This window comes from Mucilaginibacter jinjuensis (assembly GCF_028596025.1).
In the GTDB taxonomy this organism is placed as follows: Bacteria; Bacteroidota; Bacteroidia; order Sphingobacteriales; family Sphingobacteriaceae; genus Mucilaginibacter; species Mucilaginibacter jinjuensis.
In genome coordinates this window covers 230,283-250,339 of the sequence record NZ_CP117167.1, presented here as the reverse complement: position 1 = coordinate 250,339, position 20,057 = coordinate 230,283, and the positions used below count along the sequence as shown (strand labels likewise).

General features: G+C 43.3%; 25 protein-coding genes. 11 read left to right on the top strand and 14 right to left on the bottom strand.

What is annotated here, in order from left to right; translation table 11 throughout:
- The first annotated feature begins 68 nt into the window (after positions 1-68).
- From PQO05_RS01120 to PQO05_RS01110, 3 genes are all read left to right on the top strand, one after another.
- The gene (locus tag PQO05_RS01120; RefSeq protein ID WP_273630796.1) at positions 69-917 is read left to right on the top strand and encodes a methylated-DNA--[protein]-cysteine S-methyltransferase; all 849 of its coding nucleotides are present in this window, start codon (positions 69-71) and stop codon (positions 915-917) included.
- Positions 918-1,191: 274 nt separating this feature from the next.
- Complete coding sequence (locus PQO05_RS01115; RefSeq protein ID WP_273630795.1) at positions 1,192-1,902, top strand: 2OG-Fe(II) oxygenase; 711 nt, start codon at positions 1,192-1,194, stop codon at positions 1,900-1,902.
- Positions 1,902-2,528, top strand: coding sequence for an alpha-ketoglutarate-dependent dioxygenase AlkB family protein (locus tag PQO05_RS01110; RefSeq protein ID WP_273630794.1), 627 nt, complete (start codon positions 1,902-1,904; stop codon positions 2,526-2,528). The genes PQO05_RS01115 and PQO05_RS01110 overlap by 1 nt, the downstream gene beginning before the upstream one ends.
- Positions 2,529-2,701: 173 nt before the next feature.
- Here the strand turns inward: PQO05_RS01110 and PQO05_RS01105 are convergent, their stop codons facing one another.
- Together PQO05_RS01105 and PQO05_RS01100 are read right to left on the bottom strand one after the other, a co-directional pair.
- A complete protein-coding gene (locus tag PQO05_RS01105; protein WP_273630793.1) occupies positions 2,702-3,028 on the bottom strand; it encodes a hypothetical protein in 327 nt (108 codons plus the stop codon).
- An 8-nt stretch (positions 3,029-3,036) separates the two neighbouring features.
- Positions 3,037-3,528, bottom strand: coding sequence for a hypothetical protein (locus PQO05_RS01100; RefSeq protein ID WP_273630792.1), 492 nt, complete (start codon positions 3,526-3,528; stop codon positions 3,037-3,039).
- 165 nt (positions 3,529-3,693) lie between these two features.
- On the opposite strand from PQO05_RS01100, the gene PQO05_RS01095 reads away from it, so the two are divergent.
- Positions 3,694-4,155, top strand: a complete 462-nt coding sequence (locus tag PQO05_RS01095) for a DUF4268 domain-containing protein (protein WP_273630791.1) — start codon at positions 3,694-3,696, stop codon at positions 4,153-4,155.
- A gap of 105 nt (positions 4,156-4,260) precedes the next feature.
- On the opposite strand, the gene PQO05_RS01090 is transcribed toward PQO05_RS01095, so the two are convergent.
- From PQO05_RS01090 to PQO05_RS01075, 4 genes are all read right to left on the bottom strand, one after another.
- On the bottom strand, positions 4,261-5,487 hold the full coding sequence (locus PQO05_RS01090; protein WP_273630790.1) for a multidrug effflux MFS transporter: 1,227 nt from the start codon (positions 5,485-5,487) through the stop codon (positions 4,261-4,263).
- A gap of 112 nt (positions 5,488-5,599) precedes the next feature.
- On the bottom strand, positions 5,600-5,914 hold the full coding sequence (locus PQO05_RS01085) for a ferritin family protein (RefSeq protein WP_273630789.1): 315 nt from the start codon (positions 5,912-5,914) through the stop codon (positions 5,600-5,602).
- 73 nt (positions 5,915-5,987) lie between these two features.
- Complete coding sequence (locus PQO05_RS01080) at positions 5,988-6,950, bottom strand: SAM-dependent methyltransferase (RefSeq protein ID WP_273630788.1); 963 nt, start codon at positions 6,948-6,950, stop codon at positions 5,988-5,990.
- Between the two features lie 120 nt (positions 6,951-7,070).
- Positions 7,071-8,030: an ROK family protein gene (locus tag PQO05_RS01075; protein ID WP_273630787.1), complete on the bottom strand. Its 960-nt coding sequence runs from the start codon at positions 8,028-8,030 to the stop codon at positions 7,071-7,073.
- A gap of 198 nt (positions 8,031-8,228) precedes the next feature.
- On the opposite strand from PQO05_RS01075, the gene PQO05_RS01070 reads away from it, so the two are divergent.
- Complete coding sequence (locus tag PQO05_RS01070; protein WP_273630786.1) at positions 8,229-8,678, top strand: phosphatidylglycerophosphatase A family protein; 450 nt, start codon at positions 8,229-8,231, stop codon at positions 8,676-8,678.
- Between the two features lie 49 nt (positions 8,679-8,727).
- On the top strand, positions 8,728-9,699 hold the full coding sequence (locus PQO05_RS01065) for a hypothetical protein (RefSeq protein ID WP_273630785.1): 972 nt from the start codon (positions 8,728-8,730) through the stop codon (positions 9,697-9,699).
- 3 nt (positions 9,700-9,702) lie between these two features.
- Here the strand turns inward: PQO05_RS01065 and PQO05_RS01060 are convergent, their stop codons facing one another.
- The 7 genes from PQO05_RS01060 to PQO05_RS01030 form a co-directional block, all read right to left on the bottom strand.
- Complete coding sequence (locus tag PQO05_RS01060) at positions 9,703-10,536, bottom strand: tRNA pseudouridine synthase A (RefSeq protein ID WP_273630784.1); 834 nt, start codon at positions 10,534-10,536, stop codon at positions 9,703-9,705.
- A 13-nt stretch (positions 10,537-10,549) separates the two neighbouring features.
- The gene (locus PQO05_RS01055) at positions 10,550-11,221 is read right to left on the bottom strand and encodes a hypothetical protein (RefSeq protein ID WP_273630783.1); all 672 of its coding nucleotides are present in this window, start codon (positions 11,219-11,221) and stop codon (positions 10,550-10,552) included.
- A 78-nt stretch (positions 11,222-11,299) separates the two neighbouring features.
- A complete protein-coding gene (locus PQO05_RS01050) occupies positions 11,300-11,881 on the bottom strand; it encodes a Crp/Fnr family transcriptional regulator (protein WP_273630782.1) in 582 nt (193 codons plus the stop codon).
- A 129-nt stretch (positions 11,882-12,010) separates the two neighbouring features.
- The gene (locus tag PQO05_RS01045) at positions 12,011-12,979 is read right to left on the bottom strand and encodes a zinc-binding alcohol dehydrogenase family protein (RefSeq protein ID WP_273630781.1); all 969 of its coding nucleotides are present in this window, start codon (positions 12,977-12,979) and stop codon (positions 12,011-12,013) included.
- Positions 12,976-13,692, bottom strand: coding sequence for an alpha/beta fold hydrolase (locus tag PQO05_RS01040; protein ID WP_273630780.1), 717 nt, complete (start codon positions 13,690-13,692; stop codon positions 12,976-12,978). The genes PQO05_RS01045 and PQO05_RS01040 overlap by 4 nt, the downstream gene beginning before the upstream one ends.
- The gene (locus PQO05_RS01035; protein WP_273630779.1) at positions 13,682-14,542 is read right to left on the bottom strand and encodes an alpha/beta hydrolase; all 861 of its coding nucleotides are present in this window, start codon (positions 14,540-14,542) and stop codon (positions 13,682-13,684) included. The genes PQO05_RS01040 and PQO05_RS01035 overlap by 11 nt, the downstream gene beginning before the upstream one ends.
- Before the next feature lie 104 nt (positions 14,543-14,646).
- Positions 14,647-15,228: a Crp/Fnr family transcriptional regulator gene (locus tag PQO05_RS01030; RefSeq protein WP_273630778.1), complete on the bottom strand. Its 582-nt coding sequence runs from the start codon at positions 15,226-15,228 to the stop codon at positions 14,647-14,649.
- A 221-nt stretch (positions 15,229-15,449) separates the two neighbouring features.
- Here PQO05_RS01030 and PQO05_RS01025 point away from each other — a divergent pair, with 221 nt between their 5' ends.
- The gene (locus tag PQO05_RS01025) at positions 15,450-16,952 is read left to right on the top strand and encodes a serine hydrolase (protein ID WP_273630777.1); all 1,503 of its coding nucleotides are present in this window, start codon (positions 15,450-15,452) and stop codon (positions 16,950-16,952) included.
- Between the two features lie 20 nt (positions 16,953-16,972).
- On the opposite strand, the gene PQO05_RS01020 is transcribed toward PQO05_RS01025, so the two are convergent.
- Entirely contained in the window at positions 16,973-18,253 is a 1,281-nt protein-coding gene (locus PQO05_RS01020) for an MFS transporter (protein WP_273630776.1), read from the bottom strand.
- Positions 18,254-18,395: 142 nt separating this feature from the next.
- On the opposite strand from PQO05_RS01020, the gene PQO05_RS01015 reads away from it, so the two are divergent.
- The 4 genes from PQO05_RS01015 to PQO05_RS01000 are packed head-to-tail and all read left to right on the top strand — an operon-like array spanning position 18,396 to position 20,036.
- Complete coding sequence (locus tag PQO05_RS01015) at positions 18,396-18,776, top strand: MauE/DoxX family redox-associated membrane protein (protein WP_273630775.1); 381 nt, start codon at positions 18,396-18,398, stop codon at positions 18,774-18,776.
- A 19-nt stretch (positions 18,777-18,795) separates the two neighbouring features.
- Positions 18,796-19,113, top strand: coding sequence for an ArsR/SmtB family transcription factor (locus PQO05_RS01010; RefSeq protein ID WP_273630774.1), 318 nt, complete (start codon positions 18,796-18,798; stop codon positions 19,111-19,113).
- On the top strand, positions 19,113-19,616 hold the full coding sequence (locus PQO05_RS01005) for an SRPBCC family protein (RefSeq protein WP_273630773.1): 504 nt from the start codon (positions 19,113-19,115) through the stop codon (positions 19,614-19,616). The genes PQO05_RS01010 and PQO05_RS01005 overlap by 1 nt, the downstream gene beginning before the upstream one ends.
- Before the next feature lie 6 nt (positions 19,617-19,622).
- A complete protein-coding gene (locus PQO05_RS01000) occupies positions 19,623-20,036 on the top strand; it encodes an SRPBCC family protein (protein ID WP_273630772.1) in 414 nt (137 codons plus the stop codon).
- Positions 20,037-20,057 lie beyond the last annotated feature (21 nt).

The following is a 20,057-nucleotide window of genomic DNA, read 5'->3' as shown; positions in this document are numbered from 1 at the left end:
GCAAGAAACGGGTTCTATGCCGTCCATCAGCCACATACTTTTGTATCAGTAAATCAATTAAAAAGATTATGGAAACGCAGCAAGAACTCGATTTTAACCGCATAGCAGAAGCCATCGAATTTTTCAGGCTTAACTATAAACGCCAGCCCACTTTAGAAGAAGCGGCAGAGCATGTGCACCTAAGCCCCTTCCACTTTCAACGGATGTTTAAAGACTGGGCAGGCGTAACACCCAAACAGTTTTTACAATACATCAGCGTAGAGCACGCCAAAAATATATTGAAAGATAAGCAGGCTTCCCTGTTTGATACGGCTTATGAAACAGGCCTATCAGGCACCGGCCGACTGCATGATCTCTTCATCAAAATTGAAGGCATGACTCCCGGCGAATACAAAAACGGCGGCGAGCTGTTAAACATCAATTACAGCTTTGCCGAAAGTCCGTTTGGTACTTTATTGGTAGCATCAACCTCTAAAGGTATTTGCTACATGGCCTTTGCCGACGAGGGCTACGATGATGCCTTTGCCAAATTAAAAAACATATTCCCCAACGCGGCCTACCACCAGGTGTTAGACCAGATCCAGCAAAACGCCATCTTCATTTTTACGCAAGACTGGAGCAAGTTGAGCGATATTAAATTGCACCTCAAGGGCACGCCATTCCAGATTAAAGTTTGGGAAACATTATTAAAAGTGCCCATGGGGGATTTAACCACCTACTCGGGCATCGCCAACCAAATCCAGAACCCCAAAGCCAACAGGGCAGTAGGATCAGCAGTGGGCGACAACCCGGTTGCCTTTCTGATTCCCTGCCACCGGGTCATTAAATCAACCGGCGAGATTGGGCAGTACCACTGGGGTAGTCAACGTAAAAACGCGATGATCGGGTGGGAAGCATCAAAGGCGATCGCAGTATAAATAAAAGAAACCGTTATTGAGAGGCAGGGAGCAATGCCCAGCCTAAAGAGTCGAATGCATCCGGGTTGTAAAGTCGGGGTTACTTCGTTATGCCTTATCGATAACGGTTTCTTTCAATATTTTTTGTCATTGCGAAGAACAGTCGGTCCCGGATTTACTTCGGGAAAGCAATCTCGTAGCTATACAAATCTGATATGCTTACGACGAGATTGCCACGCTATCGCTCGCAATAACAAATTTTATATTTCAACAAGGGTAAAACTCAACCACAACAATGAAAAACATTATAGAACGAATACAAGACAAAGACTGGCACCTCATCAGTAACAACCTTAACGATAAAGGTTATGCCGTAGTAAAAGACATCCTCACCAAAGAAGAATGCAACGAACTGATAAAAGACTACACCTCAGATCATTACCGCAAAACCGTAGTGATGGAGCGCTACCGTTTCGGCATTGGCGAGTACAAATATTTCAGTTATCCCCTGCCGGAGATTATCACCAGCATTAGGGAAACCGTTTACCCGCACCTGGCTAAAGTGGCTAACCTCTGGATGCAGGTTTTGAACATCGATAAAACGTTTCCCCTAAAACATGAAGAACTAAAAGCTGAATGCCATGCCGCCGGGCAAAACAAACCGACAGTTTTGATCTTAAAATATCACGAAGGCGGCTTCAATACCCTGCACCAGGATTTGTATGGCGATATTTATTTCCCAATGCAGTTAGTGCTATTTTTGAATGAGCCTGGTGGCGATTACACAGGTGGCGAATTTGTGCTTACGGAGCAAATCCCAAGGGCACAATCAAAGGCCATTGTACTAAAACCCAAACGTGGCGATATGCTGTTATTTACCACTAACTTTCGCCCTGTGAAAGGCAGTAAAGGCTATTACCGAGTAAATATGAAACATGGCGTAAGCGAGTTGCATACGGGCGAGCGCCACACGCTGGGCATAATTTTTCATGATGCATTAAGTTGATGGATTTATTTAATACCGAAACAAGCGCCAATCTTTTGCCCTTTGATGGCGAAGTAAATTACTATGGCCGGATTATGTCGCCCGCCGAGGCTAACCATTACCTGCAGATTTTACTCAATACCATTGCATGGAAAAATGACGAGGCCGTAATATTCGGTAAGCATATTATCACCGAACGTAAGGCAGCCTGGTATGGCGATGCAGTTTATGCTTACACGTATTCTAATACCACCAAGCAATCATTACTGTGGACTAAGGAGTTGCTGGAACTAAAAGCAATGGTCGAAAAACTAACAGGCACTACCTTTAACTCCTGCCTTTTAAACCTGTATCATAACGGAGACGAAGGTATGGCCTGGCACAGCGACGATGAAAGTTCGCTTGGGCGCAACACCGTCATCGCCTCATTAAGCCTCGGTGCCGAGCGTAAATTTATGCTGAAACACAAGGTTAATAAACACCCTGTTTCAGTAATACTGGTTAACGGCAGTTTACTGGTAATGAAAGGCAGCACGCAAACCAACTGGCTGCATGCCTTGCCTAAAACTAAAAAGGTAAATACGCCGAGGGTTAATTTAACTTTCAGGACAATTGTGGATGCGCCGATAAAAGGCTTGTCATCCTGAGGTACTCGAAGGATGGTGTGGAGGGCCCACCCACATGTTTCAAGTGCCTCAACATGACATCCCCCTTTGTCATTCCGAGGTACGAGGGATCTTCTTCGCCATGCTTGTTCTTATAGCACATCGAAGAAGATTTTTTAACTTTCATTCAGAATGGCAAAAGGGTGTCAGTGCTACTAACTGTTTTTAAACTTGGCTATCTTTAAATTACTGATGAGCACCTTAGCCCCATTCTGATACTTCATAGGCCCGCTGATGTAAAAGTTTTTGGCATCGGTAGGCATAAATAAAATGGTATCGGCCAGCTTGGTTTTATCCAGGTAAACAACCACCCTGTCGCCATCTACCAGAATAGATACGTGCATTGGGCGGTTTTCGTCCGTACCAAGGTCAAAAGTTCCGTTTATATCTTTATTGGTTTTGCTACTACCTATGTTTACCTGGTTGGTGTTGTAGTAAAGCAAATTTACGTATGCACCTTCTGTCTGTATATAATCGCGCACGCTATTATCTACAGCAAAACCAAAGCATACCGGGTAAATATCCCGGATTGGTCTGCCGAAGCCAACAGGTCAAACTCCATGCTAAAGTGTTTTGGGTAAAATAATTGGCGGCTAAATTTATAAGTGGCATTATCCTGCAAGGCCATCCATTTACCGTTTTCGCCGTTAACTGTTACAATGGAACCCGCACCATTTGTTTTAAATGATGCCGGTGATGTACCAACCTGGTATTTTGCAAAATCTTCATAATAAATTACAGAATCGCCGGGTACAAAGTCAAAGGCAGAGTTGATTACTGCTCTTGAGCTTTTATGTGCAGAGGTTCCGGAGCTGCTGGCATCGCTGGGTTTATCAGTTGTTTTGTCTAAGGTTTCGCTGGCTTTTTGCGTAGCCTTGTCTTTAGCTTTTTGCCATAACCCACCTAATTGGGCATTGGCGTTTAGTGTAAAGCAGGTGCTTGCGGTTATTATTAAACCAAGTAATAAGTTTTGTTTCTTCATAAAAAGCGTTTAGATGTAAATCAAATTTAAATGAAAAACATTAACTACACATTAATTTTTTTACATTAATTAAACTATTGTTTATGTTTTGAGTAATTTTCGTTATCAGGAGTGATTTAAACGCAATTAGGCAGATGAAAAATAATTACAGACTTTTGTGATTACATGTATTCTAAAGATCAGGCATCACAACTTAAGCAGGCATTTTGGACGGCCTTTGGGCAGTATATATCACCACAACTTTCGGCCGAAGGCTTGCGGGTTAACTGGGTGAACTATAAAACCGGCATTAAGCATTTATATTTCAGGATGCATGCCGATAACCGTACCGCAAGGATCGCTATCGAGATAGCGCACCCCGATGCCGGAATCCAGGAACTGTTTTTTGAGCAGTTTAAAGAGTATAAAAATATCTTGCACAGTGCGCTTGGCGAGGAGTGGGACTGGCAGCTGCACACCACCGACGATTACGGCAAAACCATCAGCCGCATTTATAAAGAGATAAGCCCGGTTAACGTATTCAACAATAACGACTGGCCACAGCTGATCTCCTTTTTTAAACCCCGGATGATTGCCTTAGATGAATTTTGGAGCGATGCCAAATATGGTTTTGATGCCTTGAAGTAAAGATTGAATAATATCGAATAATGAACTTTGAATGTCCAATATCGAAGTTTTTCCTTCATTATTCAATATTGTGTACTCTGTGTTCGATATTAATTTCATCATCGCTTAATGCGCCACCATTACCTCGTTAGCATCGGGTTTAAAATGGTGCTTAATATTTCTTCGGCCAATAAATAATACCAGCATGGCAATGATAGATGTGATAGCCATGATAGCTGCCATTGGCATAGCCGAATGTGTATTAAATAAGCTGATACCAAATGATGCCAGCGCGCCAATACCCAATTGCAGTGCGCCCATTAACGATGAAGCCGTACCCGCATTGTGTGAAAACGGTGCGATAGATAAGGCCGATGTATTGGGGTTGGTAAGGCCCACACAGCACAAAAATAAAAAGATCATTACAATGGTGCCGTACATATTGTACCAACCCAGGCTTGCACCGGCGTAAAATGCCAGGGCTACAATTACTTCGGCAACAATGGCAAAAGGAACAACCTGTTCGCTCTGAAATTTCTTCAATAGCAAACTGCTGATCTGGCTTGAACCGATAAGCCCGATGGATAGTAAAGCGAAGATCCAGCCGTAAATGGTACCGCTTACTTTAAACACATCCATAAATACTAACGGCGAACCTGATACATAAGCGAACAACCCCGAGAATGCGAATGCTCCCGAAATGGCATAAGTGTAAAACTGCGGTTCAACAATAACCGATAAAAAGCTTTTGATGATCGGGCCGGGTTTCAGAGAAAAGTCGGGATTGGGCTTATAGCTTTCAGGCAGACTGAAAATTACGGCGATTAAAATCAACGCAGCGATAGCAGCCAGCAAAATAAACACCCATTGCCAGCCAAAAGCGGCAGTTACATACCCTCCGGCAGTTGGTGCCAGCATAGGCGAGGCCGAGATCACCAACATTAGCAAAGCAAATACTTTGGCGTTATCTTTTGCCGGAAACAAGTCGCGTACCATCGCTACTGATGCTACGGCAGCTGCACAACTGCCTATGGCTTGTACAAAACGAAGGATAATTAAGGCTTCGATAGTATGCACCAGCAAACAGCCAACTGAGGCAACAATGTAGATCACCAAACCAACGTATAATGGTTTTTTGCGGCCGAAACGATCCAGTAGTGGGCCGTATATTAGTTGACCAGCCGAGATGCCAATAAAAAAACTGGAAAGCGAAAGCGATACCTGCGCCGTGGTGGTATGCAGGTATTTGGCAATTGCCTGGAAACCCGGCAGGTACATATCTATAGAAAATGGGCCTAAAGTAGCCAGGGTACCCAGTATGAGTATCAGGAAAAAGTAGCGCTGCTTAGTCATGTATCGATGCAATCAAATTGAGCGCAAAGATCAACTATTACCATCAGCCAATTGTTAGCTGATCGCAATTATTGTAAAACGTTATGCTATAAATATGCAGCGCTACTTTAATTTATTCTGAAGCTTCTTCGCCTTTTTCGCCCAACTCTACAATGTCACCTTGCTGGAACAGGATGGCTTTTAGCGTGGTGCGCCAAACGTCTTTCTTGCGCAGCAGAAATTCAAGGTCCATACCGAAGTGCTTAAACTCTTCGTGCTGGGCATTTTGCATAATGGCTTTAGCATCTTTATCTTTTTCAACAGCAATGCGCTGTTCGTACCAGCTAATAGCTTCGGCTTCTTCACAAAGCGAGGTTATCATACGGGCAAAGGTGCGGGTTTCTTGTGATAGCTCTTCTGGTGGTTCGTGGTATTGATCAAACGACATAATCTTTTTTTATTTTGATAAAGCCAGATGATGCCGTTTTGTTTGGTGAATGAAAATAAAATGAACTTGTTTACTAATTGAGCGTGAACTGAAACCCCGGTTTTTCGCCCATCATATATTTAAAGGTAATTTGATTGACTGAGCCTGGCGGATCAATTTTAGTTACCCGTACCGGCATATTAAGGCTGCAATTATTTACAGTTAACAAGTGGTTTTTGTATACGTAAATATCAGTAAATAAAGCAACTGCATTATTGCTTATACCATCTGGAATATCGACAATTGTTTCTACCTCGCCCGGTAATGATGTTTGAGAAACGGTGTAGATCTCCTTTAAAAATATCCGTTGGGGATCATCTGCTTCACCCATCATATATGCCGTTTCTTTACCAAAATTAACAAGCTGCGCTGCCACCGTAATTTGCTGCGGAATAAACACACCACCTGGCTTAAGTTGCGGAATAAGGTTTTGCATAATGGCAACCTGTGGTTCATTTTTCAGCGCGGCCAGCATGGTTTCAGAAATAATAATATCAGCAGTTTTATCGGGTGGTAACTGATAGGTAGCAGCATCGGTAAGCAGGTATTCATCTACAAATTCGCTTAATTGTAAATGCGCATATACTTTTTCAAGGGCTTCTAGCGAGATGGGGTTAATCTCTATTAAAGTAAGCCTTACCTGTTGTGGACTAAACAAAGTAAGTAAGGGGGTAATTAAAGTACCATAAGGGCCGGTACCGGCATATACGATATGTACAGATGCTTTTTGCAGCAATAAATCATTAATAGCCTCAAATATGCCTTGTAAAAACACCTGGGTGCGCATAAACTCTTTGAGGCAATAAGCGGCCTTGCCCGGTGCTATAGCCTTGCCCGATGGCAGCATAATATTTTTGCCGGTGCTGATATCCGCATCGCCAATACCGGTAATGCCCTCAAACCAGGCGGCCAGTTCCTGAGTGGCGGTGTACACAATGCCAGGGGCTGTTTCATTTAAAAGAATTACGGCGCGATCTTTTAAAAAGCTATTGTCCATAAGTTAGTAGGTTATAAGGTAATGCTAACCTACAAAATATGCAGCATAAATAAAGCCTACGGTAGATTAAATAGGGGTGTCATGCTGAGGCACTCGAAGCATGACACCCCACTTATTAAATCACTCTCCCCAAACCAAAGTACTCGCACCCAGTATCGCGGCATCTGCAAAGCGTAACTCGCTAAACAATAGTTGTACCTGGTCTTTAAAAGTAACCAGCAAGTGTTCTTCCATTGCTTTCTTGGTCGGTTCCATTAGCAGGTCGCCGGCTTGTATTACACCGCCAAATAACACGATGGCCTCGGGCGATGAAAACATCACGAAGTTGGATAAGGCTTCGCCCAAAATTTGTCCGGTAAATTCGTATACCTTTTTAGCGAGTGCATCGCCTTTGGTAGCGCACTCGTATACTATTTTAGAGGTAATGTCCTTATCGGCGTAGTTTTTAAGCAGGGTATCTTCTTTGGCATCTTTCTTCATTTCTACTGCAGTGATGGCTATACCGGTAGCCGAGCAATAAGATTCTAAAGTACCCTTTAACCCGGTAGACCAATGCAAACGCCCACCCGGACGGATCACGGTGTGCCCCAGTTCGCCGGCATTGCCCTTATCGCCATATAATAACCCGCCGTTAACCACAATACCGCTGCCTACGCCGGTGCCCAGGGTAATCATAATAAAATCTTTCATACCCTTGGCCGCGCCGAAGTTGAGTTCGCCCAGGGCAGCAGCCTTGGCATCGTTATTTAACACGCAGGGCAGTTTAAACTTATCTGAAATTAACTTGGCTATAGGTACAACACCTTTCCAGTGCAGGTTGGGGGCATTTTCTATACAGCCTGTAAAGTGATTGCCGTTTGGCGCGCCTACACCAATGCCCTTAATGTTACCATCTTTGCTATGCTTGGTAATCATGGGTAACAGGCGGTCATACAAACCATTCACAAAGTCTTCTATAGTATCGAAAAGCGTTGTCGCCATTGCACCTTCTTCCAGTATTTCGCCACGATGGTTTACTACGCCGTATTTGGTATTGGTGCCACCAACATCAACCCCTATGGCCAAGCTTGTTTGTTTCATTGCCTTAAAAATATAAGTAAAGTAGATAATGGTTTTTAAACCATTTTGTTCTGTTATGCAAGCTAATAAACCTATTTAGGTTTTAGCAAATAGTTATTTGAGAAGTGACAGTGATGTGTATTTTTACTATTGGTTTTCCCTTCAATATCCCCAAAATGTTGAATAAAAGTTGACCGAACAAAATTCTATATTTACATCATGAATAAATTAATTGCCTCGTGGGGTGGCATTGGCTACATCAAAGGCGGTGGTACTATAGCAGCAGCAGTTACCTGCGGGCTGGTTTATTTGCTTTGGCAAATACCTTACGGGCAAAATGCCTGGTTGTTTTTGGGTTTAACCATACTGATAACCTTATTGGGCATTTATGTAGGCGATAAGGTAGAACCCTTTTGGGGGAAAGACAGCTCGCGCGTGGTGATTGATGAGGTTTCAGGCATGATGGTAACCATCCTGTTTCTGCCGGTTAATGTTTACATCCTGCTCATCGGCTTTGTGCTATTCCGCTTTTTTGATATTTTGAAACCACTCTATATCCGCAGGCTCGAAGCCCTGCCAGGCGGGACCGGCGTAATGCTCGATGATGTGGCCGCCGGTATTTATGGCAATATTGTGCTGCACATTCTTATTCTGTTTGTTAAGTTTTAAATACCAGTATTCAATCAAATAATCATTTACCCCTATCCTTCATAACATAATGAAATTATTAAAGCCACTTAGTTTACTGTTGTTAGTTTTTGTTTTGCAGAGTTGCAACCTGGCGCCATCAAAACCGGGCATCTGGAAAAATGATAAAATAGAAGCCGGCAAACGCGAAAAATTTCATGAGTTGAATGACCAGTTACTTAAGAATATAAAAGCAGTCGACAATAGTTCGATAGAAAGTATGCTGTCGAGAACTTTGTTAGAAAGTAACTACAAAAGGCCTGTTGAGCTTATTGGTAACCACATGAAAGAGGGGACTTATAGCCTGTTTAATGAGTATTACATGGTTAATGATGTTAAAGACAATACATTTAAATCGCCCAATACTGATAGTCTTGATATTAACTACAGCGCGGTAGCCAAAGAAATGTATATCGCTTTTTTACTGCCTAAAGAGCCCGAAAATAAATACATGATCACCATTGTGTACGGCAAGTTTGATTACGGCTGGAAGGTTGATAAACTGGAAATAGCAAAATACAGCGAGAACGGAAAAAATACAGCGGAGTTATACCAGGAGGCCCGCGCCCAGTACGCTAAAGGTTATCTTATTAATTCTGCAAACGATATGGCCATGGCCCACAACTGCGGCGACCCAAGCGAAGAATTGAACCCTTTGTTTGATAGAAACATGCATATCTTTTACCAAAACCTGGTTATAGAACTCAATAAGCGATACACTTACCCGCTTGTTATAACAGGTGTATCAACCAGACCACAAATTTTCAGGGTTGACAACCAGGATGCAAAGGGCGGTACATACCCTGCGGTTTGTTATTTATCACTCATTGATATGAAAGATACCGCGGCGCTTAAAAAGGAAAACAATGAGGTTAAAAAGGTAATTGGCCGCATTATGCCGGGTATTGATAAAGACAAAAAGTATATGCTTTACAACATCTATAATGAAAAGCCAAACCTTACCTCCAACGCCTACAGTTACGATATTACGGTTAAACTGTAATTCTTAAAGCGTTTTCCAGGCATCGTCAGTCCCGGCCAGTATTTGGCTGAATTTGCTTTGGGGTTCCAGGTTAAGATAGGGATAAGTGATTTTGCTGAGGTACAGGCCTTGCGGATATGCCGGTTTAATAGCCTGGGGCAACTGCGGGTTAATAAGGTGCGCCTCAAACTCATCGACGCTTAAACTACCTGTGCCAATTTCAATGAGCTTACCGGTAAGTATCCGCACCATTTTACCCAAAAAACGATTAGCCGAAATATGAAACCGAAGCCTGTTTCCCGTTTGGTTAATGTACACCTGTGCTTCGCTCACTTCGCAAATGGTGTGGGTATTATTGTCGGGTGTTTTGCAAAAGGCGTAGTAATCGTTGTACTTCAGCAAGAGCTTTGCAGCGCGGTTCATGTCATCAATAGCCCAGTCTTTGATAGGATATAAAGAACTACAACTGCTCAGAAATGGATCTTTATAGGTGTGGATAAAATAGTCGTATGAGCGTTGTGTAGCATCAAACCGGGCATGGGCATTATCCTCCATCGGTATAACATCAAACACTGCAATATCATCGGGTAAAACATGGTTGAGGCGAAACAGCAGATCAAAATCCCAGGTTATCGAGGTATCTAAATGGAAGAAATACTGGCTGGCATGCACATAAGCGTCGGTACGGCCGCAGCCTACAATCCACACGGTTTTCTTAAATATCTGGCTCAGGCAATTTTCTATAACTTGCTGTACGCTTATGCCGTCGGGATGTTTTTGCCATCCTTTATAATGTGTGCCGAGATATCCTGCATGAAAGAAGTAACGCAATTTTGATGAGCTGTTGATGCATCCCAAAAGTAGGGATTAATTATTTCGAAATGATCAATCGCCTTAAAGTCACCAAATGCGCAAACAACACACCCGGTACCAGAAAACATGGCAGCCACACAAATGGGAAATAGAACAATGCAATATTAGGTTGCTCGAACCCAAACTTTTGAGACGGGTATGGTGCAGATAAAACGGCTGTAACCGCAATATTGGCCAATAGTAGTAAACAGATAATGTTCCACGCGATCAGTACTTTTTTACCGAATACATTTTTAACATAACCGAAGTAATAAATAACTGGCGCCGTTAAACCGCAGAGGATATCGAAGTTGCGGCCTTCAAAAGTCATGATACCAGGTACGGCCTTGTGCCCAAACAGCCAGTATAGAGTAAGCTCAACCGGGATCCGTACAATGTGTAATAGGATTAGGGTTTTTACATCGAAGGTGTCTATAGCCGTCCTGCCTCTTTTAGTAAGGAACATTATGATAATAAATATAACCGGTGGAATGAGTAGTAAACCAAACCTCGGCGGCAATGTGCTGGTGTTGGTATAAAAGCCTGTTAAACTAAGCACGGCCTGAAGCGCCAGCCAAATTAATACGGCAATGATGGCTTTCGAATAATTGATGGCCTTGTAAAGCACGCCAAGACCAAGAAGCGTTGTGGCTATAAATACTACGTAAACGTAAAGCGGTAAGTGTTCCATTTGTTGATTGATTTATAAACCAAAGGAACAGCATTTAAAACGGTAGCATCTTGCCATTTGGCAAGAAATGAACCGGTGTTATTTCTTTAACAAATCCTTCCGGATCCGGCTTAAGGAGGTATCGGTGATGCCCAAATATGAGGCTATATGCTTTAGTGGGGCATGTTGAAAAATCCCAGGATTGGTTTTCAATAACGCCTCATAACGCTCTTCGGCCGTTTCTGTGATCATGGCGAGCATGCGGGTTTTAAGTTCGGCAAAGCCCTTAACTAGGATTGACCGGCCAAATTCCCGGAACTCGGGCAGGGAATGGAACAGATCATTCAACTGCTGGTAGCTGATATACCAGCCCTCACAATCGGTAAGCGCCTGTATGTTTTCTTTGGAGCGCGTGCGGTTGAAGAAGGACGAGATCTCAAACACCACCTGCCCCGACGAGCAAAAATTGGTACTTACCTCGTTACCCTCCAGGTCATGGGCGAAGGCACGCATGTAACCTTTTTCGAGAAAAAGATACTCGTCGGATATTTTTCCTTCGCTGAGCAAAAACTGATTTTTGGGGATGAACTTATGCGCAAACCGGTCAGCAATTTCATGGGCCGTAGATAAGGAAACCAGATTGGTATTGTGAAAAAAATGGACGAGATTTTCCTTATTCATGGCTCAAAATATATACCTAAAATAAGTAATATTTTTAATGCAGAAGTTTGTGGTTTTCAGCCAAAATATAACAACAAAGCCTCAAATTATAGCTCTCTGAAGCTTTGTTCTCAACAGGCAGGATAACACTTAAATTGTCACCACAATTTTGCCTTTCGCCTGGTTACTTTCCATGTAAGCATGGGCTTCGGCAACCTCATCGAGCTTAAAAACCTTGTCGATGTTAAGATTGATTTTCCCATCGGCAACAGCATCAATAAATTCTTGCAACCGCTCTTTGTCGAGGTTGGCAGCATCGCCCATATAAACGGTGAGCCGGCCTAAAGAAGGGATGTCGCCCATAGGTGTAAACTCATTCAGGGTCCAGCTGCCGCCCAGTATACCGGTCATGCAAACCACACCTTTAGGGCGGATGCATTGTAACGAATCTTTCAGCGTGGCAATACCAATGAGCTCCAGTACTTTATCCACGCCGTTAGGGTAGAGGCCTTTCACCTGGTCCTTAATATCGCCATTGTCAATCAGCACATAGTCGGCGCCGTTATCTTTCAGGTGCTGGGCTTTATCTGCATTTCGGGTGGTGGCAATAACGGTTAGTCCTTCAGTTTTGGCCAACTGACAGGCCAACATGCCAATAGATGAAGTACCGCCACGGATCAGCAAAGTTTCACCTTTCTTAATTTCCAATGCTTCGTTTAATGATCCTGATACGGTCTGGAACATTTCGGGTATAGCACCGAGGGTTTCCCAGGGCAAATTGCTTTCGAAAGGGAATACAATGGCTAATGGTACTGTCGCATATTCAGCATAGCCGCCATCAAAGTTGCGGCCCAGCCCCCCCATAATGGCGGCTACCTTCTGGCCTTTTTTATAAGTTTGTGATGGATCTTCCTCAATTTCCCCTACGCACTCTATACCCTGGACGCGTGGGAATACAACATCGGGCGAATGGCCCTGCCGGGTAAATAATTCTGACCGGTTCAAACCAAATGCTTTGATGCGGATCACTACCCAACCTTCCTTTGCCGTTGGTATAGGCCTTTCTTCAATCTGTATTACTTCGGGCGTGCCCGCTTTGGTGGTTACTGCAGCTTTCATATTTGTCTATGGGCAAGTTCTGCCTGTTTTAATTTGTAGGTGTCTTCCAGTTTGTATAAAATATCAACCAATTCATCCGGGCGCTCTTTCATTACATTGTGTGCGCAGTGTATTGTTTCAACATGCCAATCAGGAGAATCTTTTAAATCCTCATACTGCTTAACAAAGGGCGAATCGTCCCAGTCACTCAGGTAAATAAATGTGCGGTTAGGGATGCGTTCATAATTACCCGTCAGCTTTAAACTTTGCATAAATGATGCCAGCGGATGCGGCCGTCTGCGGTCATCTGACCCCGGCCGGTCTGCTACCGTGAAACCATCGTTAGCGGCCCCGGCCACAAAACGTTGCCGGTATACTTCACTGGTAAGGCTCCAGCACGAATCACCATTTTTAGGGATATAGGCATCGATATAAACAAGCGCATGTATCCTTTCCGCAATTTTGTCTGCAACACCCGTAATAACCAGCCCGGCATAACTGTGACCGCATAATATCACGTCGCTGAGGTTTTCCTTCAAAATGAAATCAACCACAAACTGGATATGGGTATCTAAATTGATGATCCTGTTTGGGATGGCCGTTTGTTCAAGGCCGGGTAAAGTCAATGCCATGCACTTTTTCCCTAACCTTTCCAGGTTTTCAGTTATCGGGTCATAAACCCATCCGCCGTGCCATCCACCGGGGATAAAAACGTATGTTTTTTCATTTTTCATAAGTGCTTACTGCTTTTGATGTAGATGTAGGGTTTTGTAAGGCTGTTAAAAAGGCCCCCATCTCAGCTATTGCCTTTTGTGCAGCTTCGCTATGCACATTGGCTAAAGGCCATACATGCAACTGGCTCTCATAAATGCTTAAGGTGGTGTTAGGTTGTATGCCTTTAATGTTGTTATAAAAATTTTTGCTGTCATCTAACAAAACCTCATTAGTGCCCACCATAATTAATGTGGGTGGAAACTGATCAAATTCAATATATTCCGGGCTCGATATGGCGAATGGCACATCGCCGGTATACAATTTGGCGCTGCCGAACAAATATTCTTTAGATAAGATAGGGTCTATCGTCCGGTTATCTTCCTGCGAGGCATTATCGCAGGTGAGGTTAATCCATGGTGAGATCATCATTACGCCTTGTGGTAATTGGAGCTGCTGTTGAACCATTTTGCCTATGGCGGATAGGGTTAAACCAGCACCGGCACTATCGCCCATAAAAATGATTTCACGGTTGGGGTAGTCGGATATTAACCGTTCATATACATCCATAATGTCATTAATGGCGTTTGGATAGGGGTGTTCGGGAGCCAGGGCATAATCCACAAATAAAATGCGGGTTTGCAGTTGTGCGCTGAAATGACTGATCATGCTCCCGTACGACTGGATAGAACCCATTACAAAAGCACCGCCATGCAGGTGTACAATAATCTTATTGGTAACTTCCTTTTCGGGGATAAACCAGTAGCAGCTTACGCCATTTATTAAAGCGTGCTGTATCTCTACCGATTTGTTTTCAGGATAATTTTGACCTAAGCTATCGAAGAAATTTCTCCGGTTTTGTATCTCGTTCATGCTTTGAGTTATTAAGTTGTAACAACACAAAGATGGCCGCTAACAGCCGGGATAGCCTATAAAGTAGCTTAAGAAATACCCTTAATGTAGATTAAGGGTAAGTGCTATTTTCTGGAAAGATCTTTACGCACCTTACTTAAAAATTCGGGCGTAATGCCCAGGTATGAGGCGATTTGCGTATTGGGGAGCCTCGACAAAAGATGTGGGTATTGCTTAATGAAGGCAAGGTATCGTTCTTCGGCAGTAGAACTGATGGCTTGTAAAACGCGGTTCTCCAGTTCAACAAAACGGTTCTCTACAATAACCCTGAAATTGCGGTCGAACTTGGGGTTGTTGGTAAACAGATAGAATAAATTAGGTTTGTTGATCTGGAAAATAACCGAAGGCTCAATGGCCTCGATATAAACCCGGCTGGGTTTGTCAAAATAAAAGCTGTCGATCTCCATCAGCCAGTCGCCCTCGGCAGCAAATTGCAGGTTATGTTCTGTGCCCTTATCGTCCACCTGGAACTTCTTGAAACAACCCTCGGCCACAAAAGTGTAATGCTTGCAAACATCATTTTCCTGCAGGATGAATTGGCGGCGTTTAATCTTCCGCTCAATAACCCGCCCCGCAAGGTCTTCTCTTTCTGCTTCATTAAGCGGCAGATAATTGTCGAAACTAGAAAGAAGTTTATTGATGATCACAGGGCTGTATGGGGATATTACTGGCTCAATATACATTAATCCTCACAAAAAATAGTTTCTCTAATATATTTAAGCGTGTAACGTTTCCGTACTGCAGATGTAATGATTACGAACATTTTGTGCTTAGATGTATTTTATTAATACACTGATTATTAGCTATTTATAATTGTGGCATAATATTGTAATCAATGATCTTATAACCCATTAGCCAAGCTTAAATTATGCGCATTATTTCTGCAATTTTTGCTGCTGTTATCCTGATGCAAACAGCCCCTGTTAACGTTTCTGCTCAGTCTGTTGCCGAAAAGTTCGACCAATATTACCAGGCCCTTCACGAAGATCATGAAATGACAGGTAACGTGGCTGCTGCCGAAAACGGAAAGGTTATATATCAACGTTCTTTTGGATTTGCGGATGCGGCTGCCCAAAAGCTTAATAACAGAGATTCGCAATTTGAACTGGCTTCGGTGTCGAAATTATTTACGGCTGTAGCTGTTTTGCAATTAAAAGATCAAGGCTTAATTAAACTGGATGATCCATTTCAGCATTATTTTCCCGGCTTTCCTTATCCGGCCATTACCATCCGGCACCTGTTATCACATACCTCGGGCTTGCCTGATATTGAAGAACTGGTTGATTCGGCACTGACCAAAAATCATGACAAACAATTCACTATTCATGATGATCTGCAAAATGTTATAAACTACAGTCGCAGCCATAAACTAAAGTTTCAGCCGGGCGAACAATGGGGATATTCAAGTGCTGGCTACCATCTTTTAGGTCTATTGGTTGAAAAGCTAAGCGGTCAGACCTTAGCCACTTATACCCGCGACCATATTTTTAAACCAGCCGGTATGGATCATAGTTACGTGCAAACTTCTATGGCGCAAAAACATGAACTAAAGCGCACCCGCAATTACCAGTATAACAACCATTATGAAATGAAGCTACAGTTTGTAGATACCCTGAGCGACTGGCGCGAGTGGACCTATAACCTTGCATTGGAAACCGGTGGCGGAGGGATTATAAGTACGGCAGAAGACATGCTGCATTTTAACGCTGCGCTTGACGCGGGCAAATTATTGAAGCCGGAAACACTAAAAGAAGCTTACACCCCTTATCAACTGAATAACGGCCAAAAGGCACAACCGTTCGACCTGACTTATTGTGGATTGGGCTGGTTTATTTTTAAAGATACATCGCATGGGAAAATTGTGTGGGGATCTGGTGCTAACCCGGGAACGATCAGCTTTATGGCCAATAATATCGACCGGCACCAATACCTGGTTGTATTGCATAATGTAAAATGTAACCCGTTTAATGATCTCAAAGCAATTGATATGTTCAATGGCCCGGCAATTCGTTACCATGCTGCGCTGGCGTTTATTTATGCGCAGGATCTTTATAAAAATGGCAGGGAGTATGCCAATGACCGGCTCCGGAAATTATATGCAGATACTGCAAAATATGCTGCCAATGAAAATGAATTTAATCGTGCATCATTGGAGTTCCGCCGGGCGGGACTGAAAAATAATGCCCTGGCCGTTTGCGAAATGCATGTTAAGTTGTTCCCTCAAAGTGCGGGTGCTTTAAAAGATTATGCTTTAACAGAAGCCGAATACGGTAATAAAGAAAAAGCAATAACCGCGTATCAAAAAGCCCTTGAATTAGCACCCAACGACAATGAAAGCAAAGAAGCGCTAAAGAAATTAAGGGCAAATTAAGCGTTATTATGCCGTGCTTATTATGCCTGCTGCTTCATCAGTTTCCCAGCTCCCAGTAAAGCCAACAGTGTAACTGTAGAAGCTGCAGTTAAATAATAACCCACATAAGCCAGCCCATAATTGTGAGCTAATGTTGTTGCCATATAAGGTGTAAGCGAAGCACCCAGGATACCCGCTAACGTAAAGGCCAGTGAAGCCCCGGTATACCGTACCGATGCCGGGAAAATGCCCGCCAGTGCAGTACCTATCGGCCCATAAGTTAATCCCATCAGAAACATACCTATTGCCAGGAACATCGCTGTGGTAACCAAACTGCCCGTGGTAAATAAAGGAGCAAAAACAAGCCCAAAAGCCATGATAAGGATGGTAGCTACAATCAGCATTTTGTTACGGCCATATTTATCAGCCAGTACAGCCGATAGCGGGATGCCCAGGCCGAAAAACAGCATTGAGATCATCTGTATAATCAGGAAGTTACTTTTAGTATAGTGCAGTGCCGAAGTACCCCAGCTTAGCGTAAACACCGTCATCAAATAAAACAGCAGGAAGGTGGTAACGGTAGCCAGCGTGCCCAGTGTAATGGCTGCGGTATGTTTAGTGAAAACGTCGGCAAAAGGCACTTTCGATCGTTCATTATTGTCGATGATCTTCACAAAATCAGGTGTTTCTGATATTTTAGTCCGCACGTATAAACCAACCCAAACCAGCAGGGCACTGGCAATAAACGGTATGCGCCAGCCGTAACCAATAAAATCAGCCTCGCTCATGGTTTTACTCAGCACAAAAAATATACTGCTCGATAAAAGGAAGCCTATTGGTGCGCCCAATTGCGGGAACATACCATACCAGGCTTTTTTATGTGCAGGGGCATTTTCGGTAGCCAGTAATACGGCGCCGCCCCATTCGCCACCCAGGCCTAAACCTTGCCCAAAACGGAATAAAGCCAATAATATCGGAGCTGCAATACCAATGGATGCATAACCCGGCAATAAACCTATGGCAACTGTTGATGGCCCCATGGTCATTAAAGCTGCAACCAGCGTTGCCTTACGGCCTTTACGGTCACCAAAATGGCCGAATAAAGCAGCCCCCAACGGCCGTGCAAAAAAGGCCAGTGCAAAAGTAGCCAGAGATTCCAGCGTGGCCGAAGTAGCATCGCCCGCAGGGAAAAACAATTTAGGGAATACCAGTACCGCAGCAGTAGCATAAATATAAAAGTCGAAAAACTCAATAGTGGTACCTATAAGGCTTGCGGTAAGGATACGGCTTACAGGATTTGCAGGGGCAGCTTGCTGATTCATAAGCCCAAACATATTAAATTTGAGTGAATGCGCATCTGTAAACCACGATTTTGATTTCAAAAAAATCACAAAATAAATTTTGAGAAACCAAACGGTTGCGTATATTTGAATAACCAAACATTCCTTATTTAAATCAATTATTATGAAAAGTAAAATTCAGTTTGTTTTATGCCTCTTAATGGGCTTAATGTTTATCAACGCCGGTTTAGACAAGTTTCTCCACTACATGCCCATGCCTAAAGATATGCCCGAAAACATGGTGAAAGTAATGGCTGCCTATAAAGAAATAGGCTGGCTTCTGCCGCTGGTAGGCGCTATTGAAGTTATTGGTGGTTTATTATTCATCATCCCGCGCACCAGGCCGCTTGGCGCTATCGTTATTTTGCCTGTTTTAACCGGTATTCTATTAGCCAACATCAACACGGCCCCATCAGGTTTACCCATTGTTTTTGTACTGATCGCGATTCTGCTTTGGGTAATTATCGACAACAGGGAGAAATACCTGCCGATGATCAGAAAATAGTTTTTTTAATTAATACCCCATGAGAAGAGATATTTTCCAGGCCATTGCCGACCCTACTCGCCGGGCCATTATTGCTTTAATTGCCATACAGGCCATGACGCCTAATGCCATTGCCGAGCATTTTGATACCACACGGCAGGCAGTTTCAAAGCATTTAAGGATACTGACCGAGTGCGAATTGGTAAAGCCGGAGCACCAGGGCCGGGAAATTTATTACCAGCTTGAAATTGATAAAATGAAGGAGATTGATAAGTGGTTGGAGCAATTCAGGCAGATCTGGGAAAGCCGTTTCGAGCAACTCGACGAACTTTTATCAACAATTAAAAAAGGGAAATAATGAAACACAATTTACAATTCGACTTTGTAGCCGATAAGGTAAAAAACACGCTAACCATAACGCGTGAGTTCTTAGCCGGCCGCCAGTTGGTTTGGGACTGCTACACCAAAAGCGATCTGCTTGACCAATGGTTTGCGCCCAAGCCTTTTACCACCAAAACCAAGTCGATGGACTTTAGCGAAGGCGGCCACTGGCATTATGCCATGATTGAGCCCAACGGCACAGAATATTGGGGCTATACCGAATATTTGAAGATACAACCAATTGACTACTATACCTCTACCGATGCTTTCAGTAATGCCGAAGGTGAAATCAATACAGACCTGCCCCGTGCAGAATGGGTTGTAACCTTTACAGACAAAGGCGAAAACGCTTTGGTTGAAACCGTGGTAACTTACAAATCGCTCTCAGACCTGGAAACGGTTATTAATATGGGCATGGAACAAGGCATGACGGCCACCCTTGAGAAACTGGATGAATTATTATTAACCTTAACAAAGTAAGAGAACATGAGTAATAAGATCACAATTACGGCAATCATAAATGCAGACGTAAAGAAAGCCTGGGATTATTACACCCAGCCAGAGCATATTACCCAATGGAACTTTGCCGATCCATCATGGCAATGCCCGTCTGCATCAAATGATATGCGGATAGGCGGAAAATACGCCGCACGAATGGAAGCCAAAGATGGAAGTTTCGGCTTTGACTTCGAGGCTATTTATGATGAAATTGTGGAGGGCAAATCTTTTACCTATACCATCCCTGATGGCAGGCAGGTAACGGTTGTATTCGAGCCAAATGGTAACCAAACCGAAGTTACCGTAACGTTTGATGCTGAGAATCAAAACTCGCCCGAAATGCAGAAAAACGGCTGGCAGGCCATATTGAATAACTTTAAAGATTATACGGAAGCACATTAACCGTCTTTAATAATTTAAACG

Excerpts from the sequence above, each read along its gene's own strand:
- PQO05_RS01065 (WP_273630785.1), top strand. The coding sequence starts at position 8,728 with ATGAAATTATTAAAGCCACTTAGTTTACTGTTGTTAGTTTTTGTTTTG.
- PQO05_RS01000 (WP_273630772.1), top strand. The coding sequence starts at position 19,623 with ATGAGTAATAAGATCACAATTACGGCAATCATAAATGCAGACGTAAAG.
- PQO05_RS01110 (WP_273630794.1), top strand. The coding sequence starts at position 1,902 with ATGGATTTATTTAATACCGAAACAAGCGCCAATCTTTTGCCCTTTGAT.
- PQO05_RS01100 (WP_273630792.1), bottom strand. The coding sequence starts at position 3,528 with ATGAAGAAACAAAACTTATTACTTGGTTTAATAATAACCGCAAGCACC.
- PQO05_RS01115 (WP_273630795.1), top strand. The coding sequence starts at position 1,192 with ATGAAAAACATTATAGAACGAATACAAGACAAAGACTGGCACCTCATC.
- PQO05_RS01020 (WP_273630776.1), bottom strand. The coding sequence starts at position 18,253 with ATGAATCAGCAAGCTGCCCCTGCAAATCCTGTAAGCCGTATCCTTACC.
- PQO05_RS01080 (WP_273630788.1), bottom strand. The coding sequence starts at position 6,950 with ATGGACAATAGCTTTTTAAAAGATCGCGCCGTAATTCTTTTAAATGAA.
- PQO05_RS01090 (WP_273630790.1), bottom strand. The coding sequence starts at position 5,487 with ATGACTAAGCAGCGCTACTTTTTCCTGATACTCATACTGGGTACCCTG.
- PQO05_RS01025 (WP_273630777.1), top strand. The coding sequence starts at position 15,450 with ATGCGCATTATTTCTGCAATTTTTGCTGCTGTTATCCTGATGCAAACA.
- PQO05_RS01070 (WP_273630786.1), top strand. The coding sequence starts at position 8,229 with ATGAATAAATTAATTGCCTCGTGGGGTGGCATTGGCTACATCAAAGGC.
- PQO05_RS01050 (WP_273630782.1), bottom strand. The coding sequence starts at position 11,881 with ATGAATAAGGAAAATCTCGTCCATTTTTTTCACAATACCAATCTGGTT.
- PQO05_RS01015 (WP_273630775.1), top strand. The coding sequence starts at position 18,396 with ATGAAAAGTAAAATTCAGTTTGTTTTATGCCTCTTAATGGGCTTAATG.
- PQO05_RS01045 (WP_273630781.1), bottom strand. The coding sequence starts at position 12,979 with ATGAAAGCTGCAGTAACCACCAAAGCGGGCACGCCCGAAGTAATACAG.
- PQO05_RS01120 (WP_273630796.1), top strand. The coding sequence starts at position 69 with ATGGAAACGCAGCAAGAACTCGATTTTAACCGCATAGCAGAAGCCATC.
- PQO05_RS01040 (WP_273630780.1), bottom strand. The coding sequence starts at position 13,692 with ATGAAAAATGAAAAAACATACGTTTTTATCCCCGGTGGATGGCACGGC.
- PQO05_RS01035 (WP_273630779.1), bottom strand. The coding sequence starts at position 14,542 with ATGAACGAGATACAAAACCGGAGAAATTTCTTCGATAGCTTAGGTCAA.
- PQO05_RS01085 (WP_273630789.1), bottom strand. The coding sequence starts at position 5,914 with ATGTCGTTTGATCAATACCACGAACCACCAGAAGAGCTATCACAAGAA.
- PQO05_RS01055 (WP_273630783.1), bottom strand. The coding sequence starts at position 11,221 with ATGGAACACTTACCGCTTTACGTTTACGTAGTATTTATAGCCACAACG.
- PQO05_RS01075 (WP_273630787.1), bottom strand. The coding sequence starts at position 8,030 with ATGAAACAAACAAGCTTGGCCATAGGGGTTGATGTTGGTGGCACCAAT.
- PQO05_RS01095 (WP_273630791.1), top strand. The coding sequence starts at position 3,694 with ATGTATTCTAAAGATCAGGCATCACAACTTAAGCAGGCATTTTGGACG.
- PQO05_RS01010 (WP_273630774.1), top strand. The coding sequence starts at position 18,796 with ATGAGAAGAGATATTTTCCAGGCCATTGCCGACCCTACTCGCCGGGCC.
- PQO05_RS01005 (WP_273630773.1), top strand. The coding sequence starts at position 19,113 with ATGAAACACAATTTACAATTCGACTTTGTAGCCGATAAGGTAAAAAAC.